Genomic DNA, 18,489 nt, shown 5'->3' on the forward strand with positions numbered 1-18,489 from the left:
TTAATTTTTTATTTACTTTTTATTGAAATCGTTTCCGTTTTTAATCCGCGACCTTTAGCCTTCACATGAATGGTTCCTGGCGTTCCTGTAGCCTGAACAACTAATAAGGTTTTACCGTTATGTGTGGTGTTTATGTTAGACTGAAAAGGTTGTACACTCTTTTTCCAACCGTTATCGACACCTAATAATTTGGCAGGTCCAGAAATTTCAAAATGAATTTCACGATCGTCTGTAGCTACAGGATTTCCGTGTTTATCTTCCAATTGCAACACAATATTTGATACATCGTAATGATCTGCATCAAGTGTTAAGTCATCAGCTATTAACTCGATTTGAGACGATTTGGTGGCCGTAATAAGCTTCGATTCGGTTACAACACCATCTTTAGAGCCTTTAGCCAGTAAAGTTCCTTCTGCAAAAGGTACACCCCACTTATAGATATGATCTTCGAAATCTTTTAAATATTTTTTCCCTAGAGATTTACCATTTAAAAACAATTCAATTTCATCGCAATTTGAGTAGATTTCAACCGAAATCATTTTCCCTTTTTCATAGTTCCAATAGTCATTAACATCTTGCCATTCCCAAAGGGCGTGCTTCCATTTGTTAGGGTTTTTAGCCACAATGTTACCGTTGTCATCAATTTTATTTAATGACTTTTCAATGGTTTGTGTCGCAATATGAATCATTGGTTTTTCGGTCCATAAGGACTGCATCATATAATAAGACCCTTTTGGAAAACCAGCGGTTGTTAACAAGCCTGAAGGTTGTACCCGTACTGGCCAAGGCGATCTAATTTCACCCATATAATCAATACCTGTCCAAAGAAAAGTTCCAGAAATAAACGGACGCTCCATAATGGATTTCCATTCGTGGTACTGCGCTAAATTTTCGGTTCCCATAATTGGTTTATCCGGGTAGTTTTCGTGTCCGTAATCATATAAAATTCGTCGGTAGCTATACCCAACTACATCTAAAGCATCGGTGTAACCAGACAAATGACTTACCGATGGTAAAATTAAATTTGCTGTAACAGGACGAGTCGTATCTAAAGCTTTTGTCCAGCGTGACAACTTTTGAGCCGTTTCACCAATATCGTATTTACCTCTTGGTAACGTTTCTAGCTGTTCCTTAATTTTTTCTGGAGAATATGGCGGCTGGTCCCAAAAGTAATTTCCGTTCCAGTTCATATTTCCAAAAAAACCGGTTGCATCGGCATTTCTTGGGTAGGTCCACTCGATTTCATTACCAATACTCCACTGAAAGATTGAAGGGTGGTTACGATGACTTAACATGATAGCCGTTAAATCTTTCTTTGCCCATTCTTGAAAATGTTCTTGATAACCACGAGTAACGTAATCGACACTTTTTTCATTAGTATTTAAACGTTTATCTTTAGGGTTATCCCATTCATCAAAAAACTCATCTTGCACCAAAAAGCCCATTTCATCACATAATTCTAAAAATTCCTTTGAAGCTGGATTGTGAGAAATTCTTATGGCATTAACACCACCATCTTTAAGAATTTTAAGGCGTCTTTCCCAAACATCTTTTGGCACTGCTGCTCCAACAAGACCGCCATCGTGATGTAAACACACACCTTTAATTTTCATGTTTATACCATTTAAAAAGAAACCTTTATTGGTGTCAAACTTAATCGTGCGAATTCCGAATGGGGTTTCAACCACATCAATAACCCTATTGTTTTTACTAATAGTTGTTACTGCTTTGTATATATATGGTGAGTTAACATCCCAAAGTTGAGGATGGTTCACATTTAAATCCTGAGTGATTTCAGCTTTTGATTGCGCTTTAATAGCTAATTCAGAACTTGTTTTTGCGATTTCATTTTGTTTAGCATCAAAAATCTTAGTGGTAACAAAGACTTTTTCATCCGAATTGTATTCATTATTAAAAGTTAAATCCATTTTAACCTTTGCCAGATCTTCCGTAACAGAAGGTGTTGTAACAAAAGTCCCCCAAATAGGAATATGAAGTTTATTAGTAGTAACTAATTTAACGTTTCTGTAAATTCCTGCTCCAGTGTACCAACGGCTATCGGCAAAGCGGCTATGATCTACCTTTACTATAATAGTATTAGGTTTACCATTTGTATTTAAATGCGGTGTTAAATTGTAATAGAAAGGTGAATACCCATAAGGATGAAATCCTAATTTGTGACCATTTATATATACCTCTGAATTATTATATACCCCATCAAAAAGAATATAGGTTAATTCATTTGATTCTGTTTTTAAACTAAATTCCTTTTTATAATAGCCATAACCTACACTTGGAATAAAACCGGTAGCTTTAGCATCATCGCCTAAAGTCTCATCAAAACCATTTTCAACAACCCAATCATGAGGCAGATTAACTTTTTTGAATTTAGATTTGTTTATAGTCTTATAATCTTCATCGGATTCACTTAAATAAAAGTCCCAATTTAAATTAAAGTCCAATTCCCTATCAAATTCACTATTATTTTGAGAATAAGATAAAAATTGAATACAAATAATAAAAACAACACAAAATAGATTCTTCATTTTTAATAAATTATTAGAATACAAAAATGGTTTATAATATTAGATCAACAGGGAATTAGCACTAGACTAGAACTGTACAATAGTTACCATACCTCGATTTTTAACTACAAAAACACTCAACAAGCTGTTAATAACGTATGTATTTACATCATAAATAGATTAGTCTAAACCTAAACACGAAACCTTAAGATCACTTCAAAACTTATACTTTACATATAATAAATAGCTCCAAGGGGCATGCAAAATGAATCTATTGTTTTTTGTAGATTAAAACTAGTTGAACCACGCTCTACCCCATAAACCACCAGCTTTTTGTGTAATTTACAAACAAAACTGATAAACTTTTAAATCCTTTTGATTACGATCAGAAAATAATTTTTAAAACTACAGAACAACATAAATTCTCAAAAACGAGAAAAACACAGGCCATTTCTATTAAGAACCAAGCTCACTATAATATAAGATGTACATATTAGAAATACCTTTTAAAAATGTTTCACACGACTAGACAGGACATTCTGATAACTCACAATCAAGACTAAATAATTCCATATTTATAACATATGAACTGAATTTATTTCAGGTAGAAGCATTTTAAAGAAGTCATTTACAATAACAATCACATTACATAAAGCACTAACATACATGAGCTTGTGTTGATAACATTTGAAAAATGATGAAGTAAAATACACCTATATACTATTCACTCATTATCATATTTAACTCAACATTTTAGAAAAAGCATTTCTAATAACATCAAAATCTACTCGAGTAAACTACATTTTACACACGATAAGCAATATGGATTTGATGACAAAAACAAGTAAAAATTACCAATTATATATTTTAACGGAGATATTTAAAGAATTTAACACTAGACAACAACTGAACATTACAAAACAACAAAGCAGATGTGTACACGACAAATAAAAAACACACACACAACTTAACCAACTCATTTACAGGTATTTACTTCAATAATTTTATTTAAAATAAACAAAAAATCTAAAAACACACTAGACACAAACAAGTAGAACACAGCGAAGCCAACCCTTTTTGCACTGATTTTTTTATTTACATTTGAAAAAACAGAAATACCAACTCCACCACAATTATAGCGACTAAAACAAACTAACAATTAAATATTATGAAGTCCTTAAAATTCTTCCTACTAACTATTTTAACGCTTTTACAAGTTCAGACTATATTCAGTCAAAATCCAGCTGAACGAGATTCATTTTACCAAAAAGCAGATAAACTAAAATACGATAAGCCAGATAGTGCTGCCGTTTATTTTCAAAAAAGTGTTGATTTTCAACTTAAAGAGAAAGACACCTTAGCTGCTATAAACAGTTTAAAAGATTTATCTTTTTTATATGCCCACAACGTGAATTACGGAAAATCTTATGACGGCTACTGGAATGCCCTTCTTTTGGCCGATAAATCTAAAGATTCCGTTTCTATAGCAAGTATCTACAACCAACTAGGATGGCTTTATAGCTATTATAAAAGAGATGACGAGGCTTTAAAGTACTTCAACAAATCTATTGCTATTGATAAAACATTACGACTCGATCCTGTAGATTACAATACAAATTTAAGAAGCGATTATTTTTCTATTGCCGTTTTCTATAGAAATAATGAGGAATTTGATCTGGCACGAAAATATCTAGATAGTAGTAACGTATACCATAGCAAATTAACCGATAACCCACCGTATTTTGCGACTTCCGAGCTTGGATACATTATGTGTAAACAAGGTAGTTGTAAGGAAGGTATTGACATGTTGAAAGAATCTGAAGCCTATTTCAAAAGAGTTGATCCCTCCTACCTTACCATAATTTACTATTTATTTGGTGAAGTGTATCGCGACTTAAATGATTTTGAATTGAGTGAGAGTTATTTCAAAAAATCACTAGAGCTCGGTGAAAAATACCATACTCATAGTAATTATGCCCCAAGAAACTATGAATCTTTATCGGAATTATATCAAGCAAACCATAAATACAAAGAAGCTTACCAAGCGCTTTTACAAGCCAATGAGTTAAACAATAATATTTTTGGTGGCCGTAGTAAAAACAACCAGCATTTATTAGAGATTAAAGATGATTTTAGGGTTGAAAAACAAAAACAAGACGCCTTATTAAAAGAGAAACGACTAGCTGAACTAGAGCATGAAGACAAAATCTGGTTGCTAAAAACCATCCTTTTAGTTGTCGTTGTTTTATTTATTTCCTTGTTTGCCGCAGTCTTTATTAGAAACTTAAGAATCAAGCATAAATCGGAAAAACAATACATTAAAAAGCAACAAGAAATTGAGCGTAAAAGGCAAAATGATATTCTAGAGTTAAAAAACAAGCAATTGGCGTCTTCAGCTTTACAACTTATTGAAAAGGATGAGTTTTTAGAGTCTATAAACTCTAAATTATCCAAGCAGAATAACCAAATAGACACAACGGTTATAAAACGTATGGTAAAGAGCATTCAAGGCAATACGGCGAGTAATTGGAAGGAATTTGAAGCTAGGTTTACCAACATTAACCAAAGCTTTTATGCTAACATCACTGAAAAATTCCCTAAACTAAGCCAAACCGACCAAAAGTTATGCGCTTTAATTAAGCTAAATTTCTCAAGTAAGGAAATGGCATCCATTTTAGGAATAAGTGTAGAAAGTGTACACACATCACGCTACAGACTAAGAAAAAAATTAGGTTTAGAACGCAATGATAATTTATCCGATTTTATAAATGATTTTTAAAATTTAAATGAATAACATGTATCGGATTCGAATTGAATCTGTGTAACGCAAATATCTTAAACAAAACCTCATAAGTCTATTGATTTATGAGGTTTATTTAGTTTACAATTGAATTTCTTCGAAGTGATAGGATTTATTACGAATTCAAGTTTAGATTATATACTTATACTAACTAAAGTAGTCTCTTCATCAATTATTTAGGTTTTTAATAGCTTCTGCGGCTAAAATATCTGCTTGGTTTTAGAAACCTTTGGAGTCGAAATTTTTAATCCTAAAAGGCTTCAGTTCCGCCGCACCAGACACCCCATCTCCTTAATCCATGAAAAATTTCAAGTATTTGTACCATTATATCATCTTCTAGAGAAAAATTTCTAGCCGTTAAAACTGTTGCTGATGATGTATGCGAGCTATTTCTTTCTATTAACGTTAAAGGTCTATCATAAAAAAAAACGTCTAAAAATGTAAATTTTTAGACGTTTTATATACAGATTAAAAAGTGGTTTACTCAGGCTTAAATACCCTGATATAATCAAAATAATTTCTAGTTCTTTCTGGAGTTGTTACTCCCGGATCGGTAAGGTAGTCTATTCCACTATTCTCTCTCCAACCCTGTGCAGCTTGACTTATAATTAAATACATAGGTTTTACTAAACCAGTACCATTTGTGTAATTTTCTGGATCTATTTCATCTTCAGGAGTTCTTCTAACTTCTTCACCATCTACATAATATCTTAAATCTCTAGGGCCCCACCATAAAACGCCGTACGTATGGTAATCTTGCGACCAAACGGTGTTTTTACCATCAGCATACCAAGTTTCTGGGCCTGTTGGCTGATAATCTTGAAACGGATCTCTAATAAACACATGATGACTTAAATGTAATCGCTTAGAAAAATAGTCGTTTGTCACATCGCCATAGGCCTCTAGATTGTCTATTTCTTGCGTAGAATCTTCACTTAGCATCCACACAGCAGAAGACAATGGCGAATTGCTAATTTTAACTCGAGCTTCCATATACATAGGATACTCAACCATTTCTTTAGAGCTAATACAACCTGTTTCAACAGTTCCATTAACCACAGCAGCTTCAAATATCATTTCGCCATCTACAATTGAAGAACGCGACGCGGTATATCTCGTTTTATCAGGCCCTTTCCAACCATTGAAAAATTTATCCTGCCAATTAGCTGTAAATTCTTCAGATGATTTATCGGCTGAAAATTCGTTTGAAAATTTATCTTGGTACGTCCAAGTTTTACCTGCTTCTAAAACAGGCAGTGCTTCGGGAAGCATATACATATCTTCTTCTTCATTTTCACCACCTTCATTCTCATTACCTTCATTTTCATCACCTCCGTTTCCTGGATCTTCAATTTCTTGGTCATCATTAATAGGAGTGTCTGCTTTATCACAACTAAAAGCGAACATGACGCATAATAATATTACATATTTCATTTCATTCATTTTTTTAAATTTTATTTAGGTTAAATTGGTATATAGCTCGAATCCAATTTCTGGAGTCGTATTATTTTCTAAATTACTTAGTTCTTCATCGGTTGGAGTATAACAAGACAAAACACTAAACTCTGTTAGTAGTAATAAGAATTTATTTACTGGTATTTAATTTCATTTTATACTTTCCGCAATATTAGAAATTATAAATTATAAAATGCTTTTAGAAAACTAGACTAAAACTGAACACTTTTATAATCGACTGACTTAAAACTAATTAAACCCATTTTAGTTGAACCTTCTATGTAATTTTAAAACAATCTGAGGTGCCAAACGGTGTATTCAAAAAAAAATTTAAGTTTGTTTTAACAATGAGGGAATTACCATTTAAAAGTGTAGATTTTAAAGTCACAGGTTAAATTTAATCTGATTTTTTTTATTAATTAGATTTACAACTTCTATAACAATTGTATTCAATAAAAATAAATTAAGTACATTTATTTGCTAATAAACTACGCCTTGACATTAAAACTAAACATAAAACTGTTTATTTTCTTTCTTTTTATTCAATTCACTTTTTCTCAAAATAACATTGAATTTCAGAAATTAAAAGGAGAGAATGTATCTACACAAAGTATTACCTACGCTTTGGCACAGGATACTATTGGGAATTTATGGATTGCAACCGAAGAAGGTGTTTTAAAACATAATTCTAAATTCTATAAAATATACAATACGTATAGTGGTTTACCCGATTTTTTTAGCAACCGAACCAAAGAAGTTTTTATAGATTCCAAACAACGGGTTTGGATTGGACTAGAAAACGGCGTGTGCCTCTACGATTCTAAATTAGATGTTTTTAAACCGGTTAAGAATAATTCGGACATAAACCCCTCGTTAGTCACTACAATAAAAGAAGATAGTCGTGGTAATATATGGGTTGGCGGATTTAATGGTTTATGGAAATACGACACCACATCGAATACTAACGAATTGATTAGGATGGTTAGTAATCATAACATTCAATCATTAAACACTTATCAAGACCATATTATTTTCGGCACTCAAAAAGGACTTTATGTATATGATACTTCTCATGACACTTTAGAAAAAAAGAATTTAGACAACGAACTTAATAAGATTAGCCTTGTAACACGGTTAGACAACAATTTTATAATTGGTACAAAAACAGGGAAACTGTTTAAAATAAATACGAAATCTCTTGCGGTTACTAAAATAGATTTAAAAACAAACCTGACACACTCTATAACCGATGTGATTAAAAACAGGGACAATAGCTATTATATTTCTACCGATGGTGATGGGATTTATCACGTAACACCTACTTTTTCTATCCTCGATCATTTTATTGAAGACCCTAATAACCCAAACACCTTATCTAGTAATGGTGTTTATGATATTCTCTTCGATAAAGAAAATATTTTATGGGTTGCTACCTATGGTGGTGGTATTAATTACTTCGATTCCAATAGATTACCTTATATTAAAATACGTCACCGTTTTAATGACAAAAACAGTATTGTTTCTGATTTTACTAGGGCTATTGCCAAAGATAAAAATGGTAACCTATGGTTTGGCACCAAAAAAGGAATTAGTATTTGGAACAGACCCAAAAACACATGGCAGCACATCCCTAGCCTCTCTGGTCAACAAAATAACCAACAAGACATTGTAATGGCCTTAGAGCCCGACAATGATTATATGTGGGTTGGCACATACAACGACGGCCTTTTTAAACTGGATGTTAACTCACTTAAAATCACGCATTACAACAAAATACACCCGGAACTTTTAACCAAAATATATTCGGTCTACAAAGATTCTAAAAGCAACATTTGGGTTGGTGGTATAGAAGGTGATTTAGCTGTAATTAAACCAACTGGAGGTATTGAAACTTACCCCATACAGCAATTAAAATCTATTACAGAAACACATAAAGGAAACATACTTACTACTGGAAGATATGGTGTATATACCATAAACCCAATTACGAAAGATTTCAATTTAATTGAAGCTTTAAAACCTAATATTAATACATTAGGATACTCTACAATTAATAGTAGCTACGAAACCCAAAACGGCAATCTTATTTTAGCAACCAACGGTCAAGGTCTTGTATTTTATAATTCCGAAACAAATGCTGTAAAAAAACTCACCATAGACTCCGGAATGCCTTCTGACATTGTTCAAGGCATTGTAACGACGTCAGACTCTACTATTTGGGCAAGTACTACCAAAGGATTAGCTAATATAAACATTAACCAAAAAGACACCATTATAAATGTTTTTGATAGCCGTGATGGTTTAGCGAGCACCGAATTTAATTACGGAAGTTACAATAAACTAAGCGACAGTTTATTTGCATTTGGAGGCGTTACAGGGGTTACCCTTTTTAATCCGTATAGCATTAAAAACGACAGTTACACACCCAAATTAGTATTCGATTCCTTCAAGCTATTTAATAAAACCGTTCAACCTGGAGGAGGCATCCTAACAAAACCTATTAACGATACAGAGTCTATCACTTTAAACCATGATGAAAACTCTATCGAAATCCATTTTACAGGGGTTTTACACAGTTCGGCATCGAAAATCAAATATGCCTATATTCTAGAAGGTTTTGACAAAGCCTGGACGCCCCCTAGCCCTGCACATTATGCATCTTATACCAATTTAAGTCCTGGCCAGTATGTTTTTAAAATTAAAGCCTTCAGCAAATACGCTAATTCTAGTGATACACGCCAAATCAAAATCACCATTCTATCGCCTTGGTGGGCTACCAACAAAGCTTATTTCTTGTATTTTGTGCTTTTAATTGGCATTATTTTAACCATTATACATTTTACTAGTGTTATCGTAAAAAAGAAAAATGCCGATGAACAAATCGATTTTTTCAACAATGTTACGCACGAAATTAAAACGCCTTTAACCATTTTAATTTCATCACTTGATAGTGTTACCGAAAACGCAGGAACTAACGAAGATTCTAAAAAAAGAATAAAAACAACGGTTAAGCGCATCAATTCCCTTTTTGAACAAATGCTGAATTTTCAAAAAGCGACATCAGATTCTGCGGAACATATTGATATTACTAAAATCTACGTTGAACGCCACATCAAAAAACGCATTCATAATTTTGAACCTTTAACCAAAGAAAAAAACTTAAAAATTGAACTTAACAACCATTGGAATGAAGGCGAATTTTATTTTGATAAAGACGATTTCGATAAAATTATATTAAACCTCATCACCAATGCTATAAAATATTCCTTCGAAAACAGCACCATAACCATAAACCTCTACCAAGACAACATGCGGGAGTTGAAAATCGAGGTTAGTGATGAAGGTTTAGGCATCCCAAAAGACCAACAAAAGTTTATTCTTAAGCGTTATTACCGTGCTAGAAACGTAATTAACAGTCAGCGCCCCGGAACAGGTCTAGGTTTAATGATGGTTAAGAAACTATTAGAAAAAACAGGAGGTAGTATCGATTTTACCAGTGAAGAAAATAAAGGCACGACATTTACTGTAGTACTTAAGAATTTGAAATTTGAATACGATAAAAAAATATTTTCAAAAGAAAAACCAGTCGACAATATTATTGAATTAGAAAGTGAAGACCCTTCTGAAATTGAAACCTTTAGTGATAGCAAAATTTTAATTGTTGAAGATAATGATGAACTGCGAGACGTTTTGGTAAAAACCCTTGGGGTCTATTTTCAAATATTTGAAGCCTCTAACGGAAAAGAAGGCTTGGAAATGGCCTCGCAAATATTTCCGGACATTATTCTTACCGACCTTATTATGCCAGAGATGGATGGCATGCAAATGGCTAAACAGTTGAAAGACGATATAAATTTAAATCACATTCCTGTTTTTATGCTAACAGTGCTACAAAATTCGGCACAAAAACTAGAAAGTATAGAGAATGGTATTTCAGAATACATCGAAAAACCTATAGAAATTAAGTTTTTACTAGCCAAAATGGTAAATACTTTAAAGTGGCAGAAAAAATTACGCGATAAATTTATTCAGAATAACGATGCCGATAATGCGTCATTATTCAGAAATAAAAACGACCAGGATTTTCTAGAAAACTTAGAGGATACTATTATTAAGAATATTGAAAATGAATCGTTCTCTGTACACGATTTATCGGCAAGTTTTAACATGAGTAGAACATCCTTATATATGAAGCTTAAAAATCTGGTTGATTTATCACCTCAAGATTTTATTATACATACCAAATTAAAGCATGCTAAAAAATTGCTTATAGAAAATACTAGCAGCATTAAAGAAGTGGCTTACCGCTCCGGATTTTCAAATCCTAAATATTTTAGCACCTCATTTAAGAAGTTTTATGGCCTTACGCCTAGTAAGTTTTTAGATTCTTTGAAGGAAAAATAATCTAAAATCGTGTTTTACTTCTAGTATCACATTCATAAAAAACACATCTTTTTTTTATATTAATCAATTAACAAACCCTTAAAAACCCAGTATTTTTAAGGGTTTGACAATAATTGAACCTTTTATGATGTATTTCAAACTGCATTTTTAAACCAATAAAGTAGTTTAGCTAAACTAAATTCAAACTAAACCATTATGAAAAAACGTTTCTGTTTATTACTACTAATTCTACCCTTCGGATTGTTTGCTCAAAAAACAATTAAAGGAACCGTGGTAGACGACTCTAAGTTTCCCTTACCAGGAGCTTCTATAATCTTAAAATCTACTACTACAGGTACGGTAACAGATTTTGATGGATATTTTGAAATCACCGTACCAAACCTACCTGCTGTTTTATCTGTTAGCTATTTAGGATTTGTTTCTAAAGAAATTACTGTTAAAAACCAATTAGATTTAACTATAATACTTGAAACCGACCAAAAAGTTTTAGACGAGGTCGTTGTTATTGGTTACGGCCAGGTTATGCGTAAAGACTTAACAGGATCGGTAGGTACTGTAAAACCAACCCAAAATAGTGTCGATCAAACACAAGGTGTTGAAGGACTTTTACAAGGTAATGTAGCCGGTGTTACTGTAAGACAATTGGGTTCTGAGCCTGGTGCACCTTCTAGCATTAAAATTAGAGGTCTTAATAGTTTAACAGGAAACACAGAACCATTATATGTTATAGATGGTATTATTGTAGATTCTGCTACCGAAGATACTTTAGACCCTTTATCTGGAGGAAATAGTTATTTATCACCACAAGGCGGTATTACAGGAATAAACCCTAGAGATATTGAAAATATTGAAGTGTTAAAAGATGCTTCTGCTACCTCTATTTATGGTTCAAGAGGAGCTAATGGGGTTATTTTAATTACAACCAAAAAAGGAAAAAGTGGCGAAGCTAAATTTAATTTTAGCGCGGTTTCTTCTATTGGTACTATTTCAAACAATATTGATGTACTTGACACTAAGGGCTATGTTGATTATCAAAATGACATAAAAGCAAATGATGGTTTTTTACCTAGTTATTACACTTATCCTGATGGTAGTATTGCGCAATTTGTTAACAGTGAAGATTACATGATTAATAACGCCGATTCTATTGAAAGATTAGAAGGCGTAAATTGGAGCGATGACACTTACCAAACGGCAATCTCTACCAACTACAGACTTACTGTTTCTGGTGGTGGCGAAAATGGCAACTACTATATAGGTGGAGGGCATTCTAATACAGAAGGTATTGTTCCAAGATCATTTGCTAAAAGCACCGATTTTGTTGTTAACTTAAATAACGATTTAACTAGTAAATTAGAATTAGGTACAAAATTGTCTGCTTCATACACCGAAAATTCAGCATCTAAAGGCACCGATAATTTAGGAGGAACAAATAACAACTTGATTAGACAAATTGTTTCAGGAGCGCCTTTTCTAGGTTTTGAAGACAATAATAATGCTGGTGATGATTTTGAAGAAAATTTAGATGGACCAAGAGCGTGGATTTCAGATTATGATGATTTATCAAACGAACTGAGATTACTAGGTGCCGTTAAATTAGATTACAAACTGACTAACGATTTAACTTACCGTTTACGTTTTGGTGCAGATTACAGAAATAAAGAACGTCAAGTTTGGTATGGAACAGGGCTAGACAGAGGTAACAGAGCTAATGGTGAAGCTGGAATGAGTACATTAAATCGCTTTAGATATAATGTTGATAATACGTTAATGTATAAAAAACGTTTCAACAAAAACCATAGAATAAACGGAACTGTAGGTACAGTATTTGATCAAAGCATCATAAAACGTACTACCAACCAGGCATCCGATTTCCCTAATGAAGATTTAAGAGCAGATGGTATTTCTTACGGGCAAGTTTTTCAGCCTATGTTTTTAGACAAACAAAGAGAAACTATTATTTCATTCTTAGGGCGTTTTAATTATACCTTATTAGACCGTTACTTATTTACCGCTACGTATAGAGCTGATGGAAGTAGCAAGTTTGCTAACGGAAACCGTTGGGGGCACTTCCCTTCTTTTGCGCTTGCTTGGAAAATAAACGAAGAAGCCTTTTTAAGAAATTCTGAAAGTGTTACCGAAACCAAATTACGTGTAGGTTGGGGATTAACAGGAAACCAAGGCATTCCTAATTACAGAACTATAGCACCTTATGGCCCAACCCAAAGCCCTTATTCTAGTGCAAATGGTGGTGCTTTAACAGCAATTACCCCTATTAATTTGGCAAATCCAGATTTAACTTGGGAAACTACTAGCCAATATAATGCAGGTTTAGACTTAGGGTTATGGGATAGCAGAGTATTAATTACAACAGATGTTTATTACAAAGACATTTCAGATTTATTACTTAATGTTGAAATAGGCCCTTCTACTGGATTCTCAAATTACTATGCCAACCAAGGAAATATTACTAACAAAGGTGTCGAATTCTCTATATCAGCAGATATTATCTCTAAAGAAGATTTCACATGGAATGTATATGGGAACTTTGCTGTAAACAGAAATGAAATTACAGAGTTAGACTTACCTCCCGCACAATTTGGAACCGAAACCTACTCTGCCTTTTTAGGTCGTCAAATTTCTGGTGGTAATTACTTTAAAACACCTGCAAACATTTTTATTGAAGGAGAAGCACCAGGTTTATTTTACGGTTATGCTACCGATGGTATTATTTCTAACGATACAGAACTTACCAATGCTGCCGTTTTTAATGGTATGGCCCCTCAATTAGGTGATGTTAATCTTGTAGACCAAAATAATGATGGTGTTATTGATGATAGCGATTTAACAATTATTGGAGACCCTAACCCAGATTTCAACTACGGTTTTGGTACTAAGTTCGATTATAAAGGTGTTTCATTAAGCTTATTCTTCTACGGAACAGAGGGTAATGAAATTGCTAATGGAAATTTACTTCGTGAAGCTTATGCTGATAACAACTCAAACAATGTTAGAACAGAAGCTTACACCAAAGCATGGACTCCAACAAACACTAGTGGAACTTACCCAAGAGTTGGTTACGATTTAGCCGACGATACAGGATTTACAGATCGTTTAGTTGAAGATGGCAGCTTCATGCGTTTAAGCTATATAACCCTTGGTTACAATCTTCCTGTTGATGACATTGGTTTTATTGATAATGCTTACCTGTCGGTATCCGGAAGAAACCTGTTGTTATTTACTAAATACAGCGGATTTGATCCTGAAGTTAACAGCTTCTCTTATGACCCAGGTCGTGTAGGCCTTGATTGGAATTCATTTCCAAATCAAAGATCTTTTGCAATCTCATTAAACCTCACATTTTAGAAAATTAATTATGAAAAAATATATAACACCCTTCGTTTTAGTACTCGTGATATTTGTTCTAAGCAGCTGTGAAAAAATGTTAGACGAGGAACCTCAAACTTTTTTCAGTGAAGATCAAATATTTTCAACTGAAGACGGCTTAGAATCAGCCATTAATGGTTTATACCAAAGTTATGCAGACCCAGGATACCACGGGTCGTCAATCCACGGCTTGGTAGCCCCTATGTCTGGTAAATTTTGGTCTAACCAAGGCGCCAGTCAAGATGCTACAAGTTTAAACTGCTTACCAAACAATACTTGGTTAACCCGTTTATGGCCTGCTATGTATACTACTGTAAATGTAGCTAATGGCATCATTAAAAATCTTGAAGACTCAAATCTTACTAATAGAGATATTGCTTTAGGTCAAGCCCATTTTATTCGTGCAGCCACTTATTTTGATTTAGTACGTTATTTTGGAGGTGTACCTTTAAAATTAGAGCCAACAACTGCAGAAACGCTTCATACGCCAAGAAGTAAAAAAGAAGATGTTTACGATCAAATTATAGCCGATTTTGAAATGGCAAAATTATTATTGCCAAACCCAGGTGAATATCTTGTAGATCGTCCTGTAAAAACAGCAGCAAATATGTTTTTAGCTAAAGTTTATATGACATTAGCTGGCGAACTTAACGAAGACTTTTTATGGCAAAAAGCGTACGACGAGGCTATTCAAGTTTATGGTGCTTATAGCTTAACGCCTACTTACGCCGAACTTTTTGTACCTGGAAATGAGAATACCACCGAAGCTATATTTGAAATTCAGTATGGTGAAAATGGTGCGGTACGAAATTCTGATATAATCAGATCTTATACTTTAAAAGGTTACTACGAGTATGATACTTTTGGTAGAATTCGCCCTAACAAAGAAGTATATGACCAACATATCACTCAATACCCAGGTGATCCAAGGATAGAATCTACTTTTTTATATGATAGTTTCGAACAACACAACCCGAATAACGGTTCATATAAAACTAAAAAGATATACCCGAAACAACTTAATGGTAACGATGGCTATGCTGCCATTAAAAAATATTTAGAGCCTGATTTTAACGGGACAACCACCAGTAGAAATTTATTAAAATTAAGATATGCCGATTTATTACTGATGTTAGCTGAAATAACAAATGAAATAAATGGCCCTACTGCTGAAGCTTTAGGTTATGTTAATGAAGTTTTAGCACGTGCTAGAAATACAGAATCTGGAACAGCAACAGAGCCGGCAGATTTTCCAAGTACACTTTCTCAAGACGATTTTAGAACCCGTATTATGAGAGAACGTCAATATGAGTTATTAGCTGAAAACCATGAGTTTTTCGATACGAGAAGACGTGGGTTTGACTATTTCTTAGAAGAAGTGATTCACACACATAACAATTCGGTTATGGGGAATAAAGATTTTGTTTACCCAGAAGATGAAAAAAACATGTTGTTACCAATCCCTTCTACTGAATTATCTGGAAATCAAGCGATAACTCAAGACGACCAAAACCCAGGATATTAATAGCAAATAACATATGAACATTTTTAAAAACATAAGCATTACCGCATTCTCACTACTAACAGTACTAGTGTCGTGCAAAAACCAAGATAATACTAAAGCAAGTTCAACAGATGGTAATCCACTGTATTTGGACGCGACTGCCTCTGTGAACGATCGTGTTTCAGATTTAATGTCTCGTATGACGTTGGAAGACAAAGTCTATCAAATGTGTCAGTACGTAGGTTTAGAGCATATGAAACATGCCGAAAACGAACTGACACCTGAAGAACTTGAAAAAAATGATGCTTTAGGATTTTATCCAGGGGTGCATAGCGATAGTATTGGGCGTTTAGCTGAAGCTGGTCACGTGGGGTCTTTTCTTCATGTGGTAACACCTGAAGAAGCCAATCACCTGCAACGTTTAGCGCAAAAATCACCATTAAAAATTCCTTTATTAATCGGTATCGATGCCATTCATGGAAACGGGTTGGTAAGTGGTTCGACCATTTACCCCTCGCCTATTTCGCAAGCTGCAACTTTTGATGATGCTTTAATTAAAGAAGGTAGCCGCCAAACAGCATTAGAAATGCGAGCAAACGGAATGCACTGGTCGTTTACTCCAAACATAGATGTTTTACGCGACCCGCGTTGGGGACGTACTGGCGAAACCTATGGTGAAGACCCTTTTTTAGTGGGAAATATGGGAGTTGCCACAATAAACGGTTTACAGTCTGATGATTTTTCGGGAACAGAAAGCGTTATTGCTTGTGCCAAACATTTAATTGCAGGAAGTTCTTCAATTAACGGTTTAAATGCCTCTCCAACCGATGTGTCTAAACGTACTTTATTCGAAATATTTTTACCACCATACCGTCGTGCTGTACAAGAGGCAAATGTGTATTCAATCATGGCTGCACATAACGAAGTTGCTGGATTACCAGGACATATGGATAAGTTCATGATGAACGATTTAATGCGCGACCGTTGGGGGTTTGAAGGCTTCTACGTAAGCGATTGGAACGATATTTCTAGAATTGATATTTGGCATCACGTAGCTAAAGATTTTAAACAATCCATCGAGTTTTCTATAAATGCGGGTATGGATATGAACATGCACGGCCCTATTTTCGACAAACTTCTTATCGAATTAGTTAACGAAGGTAAAGTTGATGAAGCGCGTGTAGATTATGCATGTCGTAAAATTTTAGAAGCTAAATTTAAATTGGGACTTTTTGAAAACCCTTTTATAGATGTTGAAAAAGCCAAAAGCACAAACTTTGCAAAATCACATCAAGAAAATGCCTTAGAGCAAGCTAGAAAAGCCATTGTTTTACAGAAAAATGATAAAAACATTTTACCATTATCAACCAATGGTAAGAGTAAAACCATTTTTATTACAGGACCAAATGCCAATAATCAAACCACTTTAGGTGACTGGGTATCTCCACAGCCTGAAGAAAATGTTGTTACTATGCTAGAGGGCATCACTACAATTGGTGAAGCTAACGGTTATAGCATCGATTATTTTGATGCTGGCGATCGTTCTAAAGAAATTACCGATGCCAACATTTCTAAAGCGGCTCAAAAAGCAAAACAAGCCGATTTATCGGTATTAGTTTTAGGTGAAAATTCTTTCCGTCACGATTGGGGTCGCAAAACGACAGGCGAAAATGTAGATCGAGCTACTTTACAGCTTTCTGGAAACCAATTAAAACTGGCTAAAGAAATTATAGCTTTAGGGAAACCTGTAATTGTAGTTTACGTTAGTGGAAGCCCTATTGCAGAACCTTGGTTAGAAAATAACGTTGCTGCGGTTTTAAACACTTGGGAAAGTGGTGCATTTGCAGGACAAGCTACTGCCGAAATTTTATTCGGACAAGTAAATCCTTCAGGGAAGTTACCATTAACCATTCCGCGTAGTGTTGGTCAATTACAAATGGTGTACAACCACAAACCAACCGCTTATATTCATAAATACAACACCGAGAAAAAAGTGCCTTTACACCCTTTTGGATTCGGATTAAGCTATACAACTTTCAAGTTTTCAGAACCTAAATTATCAAAAACTTCCTTTTCCGGAATTGACGATGAAATTACGGCTACTGTCGAAGTTACCAATACAGGAAAAGTTGCTGGAGACGAAGTGGTTCAACTCTACATTCACGACGAAGTGAGCTCGTACACACGTCCTGTAAAAGAACTAAAAGCATACAAACGTGTATCGCTTAACCCTGGAGAAACAAAAACGGTATCATTAACTATTAATGCGGAAAGTTTAGCCATGTACGACAGTGCATACAATTTTGTTGTTGAGCCTGGAGATTTCACGATTATGACTGGAAACTCGTCATCAGATAAAAGCTTGAAAACAACCATGCTTAATGTTCCACAACTAATTAAATTAAAAAATTAAG

At 34.1% G+C, this 18,489-nt stretch carries 7 protein-coding genes; 5 read left to right on the plus strand and 2 right to left on the minus strand.

What is annotated here, in order from left to right; all coding sequences use genetic code 11:
* Positions 1-8: 8 nt before the first annotated feature.
* Positions 9-2,546: a glycoside hydrolase family 2 TIM barrel-domain containing protein gene (locus tag JJL45_RS12140; RefSeq protein ID WP_068602427.1), complete on the minus strand. Its 2,538-nt coding sequence runs from the start codon at positions 2,544-2,546 to the stop codon at positions 9-11.
* A gap of 1,147 nt (positions 2,547-3,693) precedes the next feature.
* On the opposite strand from JJL45_RS12140, the gene JJL45_RS12145 reads away from it, so the two are divergent.
* Positions 3,694-5,304 carry a tetratricopeptide repeat protein gene (locus JJL45_RS12145; RefSeq protein ID WP_068602425.1) on the plus strand — a complete coding sequence of 537 codons (1,611 nt, stop codon included), beginning with the start codon at positions 3,694-3,696 and terminating at the stop codon, positions 5,302-5,304.
* A gap of 501 nt (positions 5,305-5,805) precedes the next feature.
* Here JJL45_RS12145 and JJL45_RS12150 read toward each other — a convergent pair.
* A complete protein-coding gene (locus JJL45_RS12150; RefSeq protein WP_169815710.1) occupies positions 5,806-6,759 on the minus strand; it encodes a family 16 glycosylhydrolase in 954 nt (317 codons plus the stop codon).
* Positions 6,760-7,275: 516 nt separating this feature from the next.
* Between JJL45_RS12150 and JJL45_RS12155 the strand changes: the two genes are divergently transcribed.
* The 4 genes from JJL45_RS12155 to JJL45_RS12170 all read left to right on the plus strand — a co-directional run bounded on the left by JJL45_RS12155 (position 7,276) and on the right by JJL45_RS12170 (position 18,488).
* On the plus strand, positions 7,276-11,184 hold the full coding sequence (locus tag JJL45_RS12155) for a two-component regulator propeller domain-containing protein (RefSeq protein ID WP_068602424.1): 3,909 nt from the start codon (positions 7,276-7,278) through the stop codon (positions 11,182-11,184).
* Positions 11,185-11,379: 195 nt separating this feature from the next.
* Complete coding sequence (locus JJL45_RS12160) at positions 11,380-14,550, plus strand: SusC/RagA family TonB-linked outer membrane protein (protein ID WP_068602423.1); 3,171 nt, start codon at positions 11,380-11,382, stop codon at positions 14,548-14,550.
* A 10-nt stretch (positions 14,551-14,560) separates the two neighbouring features.
* Positions 14,561-16,096, plus strand: a complete 1,536-nt coding sequence (locus JJL45_RS12165; protein ID WP_082935871.1) for a RagB/SusD family nutrient uptake outer membrane protein — start codon at positions 14,561-14,563, stop codon at positions 16,094-16,096.
* 13 nt (positions 16,097-16,109) lie between these two features.
* Entirely contained in the window at positions 16,110-18,488 is a 2,379-nt protein-coding gene (locus JJL45_RS12170) for a glycoside hydrolase family 3 N-terminal domain-containing protein (RefSeq protein WP_082935870.1), read from the plus strand.
* The last annotated feature ends 1 nt before the right edge of the window (position 18,489 follow it).

Origin of the sequence: Tamlana sp. s12, from assembly GCF_016767215.1 — a bacterium.
In the GTDB taxonomy this organism is placed as follows: domain Bacteria; phylum Bacteroidota; class Bacteroidia; order Flavobacteriales; family Flavobacteriaceae; genus Pseudotamlana; species Pseudotamlana agarivorans.

What these genes read in the sequence shown, in the direction of transcription:
- JJL45_RS12160 (WP_068602423.1), top strand. Translation starts at nt 11,380, where the DNA reads ATGAAAAAACGTTTCTGTTTATTACTACTAATTCTACCCTTCGGATTG.
- JJL45_RS12140 (WP_068602427.1), bottom strand. Translation starts at nt 2,546, where the DNA reads ATGAAGAATCTATTTTGTGTTGTTTTTATTATTTGTATTCAATTTTTA.
- JJL45_RS12165 (WP_082935871.1), top strand. Translation starts at nt 14,561, where the DNA reads ATGAAAAAATATATAACACCCTTCGTTTTAGTACTCGTGATATTTGTT.
- JJL45_RS12145 (WP_068602425.1), top strand. Translation starts at nt 3,694, where the DNA reads ATGAAGTCCTTAAAATTCTTCCTACTAACTATTTTAACGCTTTTACAA.
- JJL45_RS12150 (WP_169815710.1), bottom strand. Translation starts at nt 6,759, where the DNA reads ATGAAATATGTAATATTATTATGCGTCATGTTCGCTTTTAGTTGTGAT.
- JJL45_RS12170 (WP_082935870.1), top strand. Translation starts at nt 16,110, where the DNA reads ATGAACATTTTTAAAAACATAAGCATTACCGCATTCTCACTACTAACA.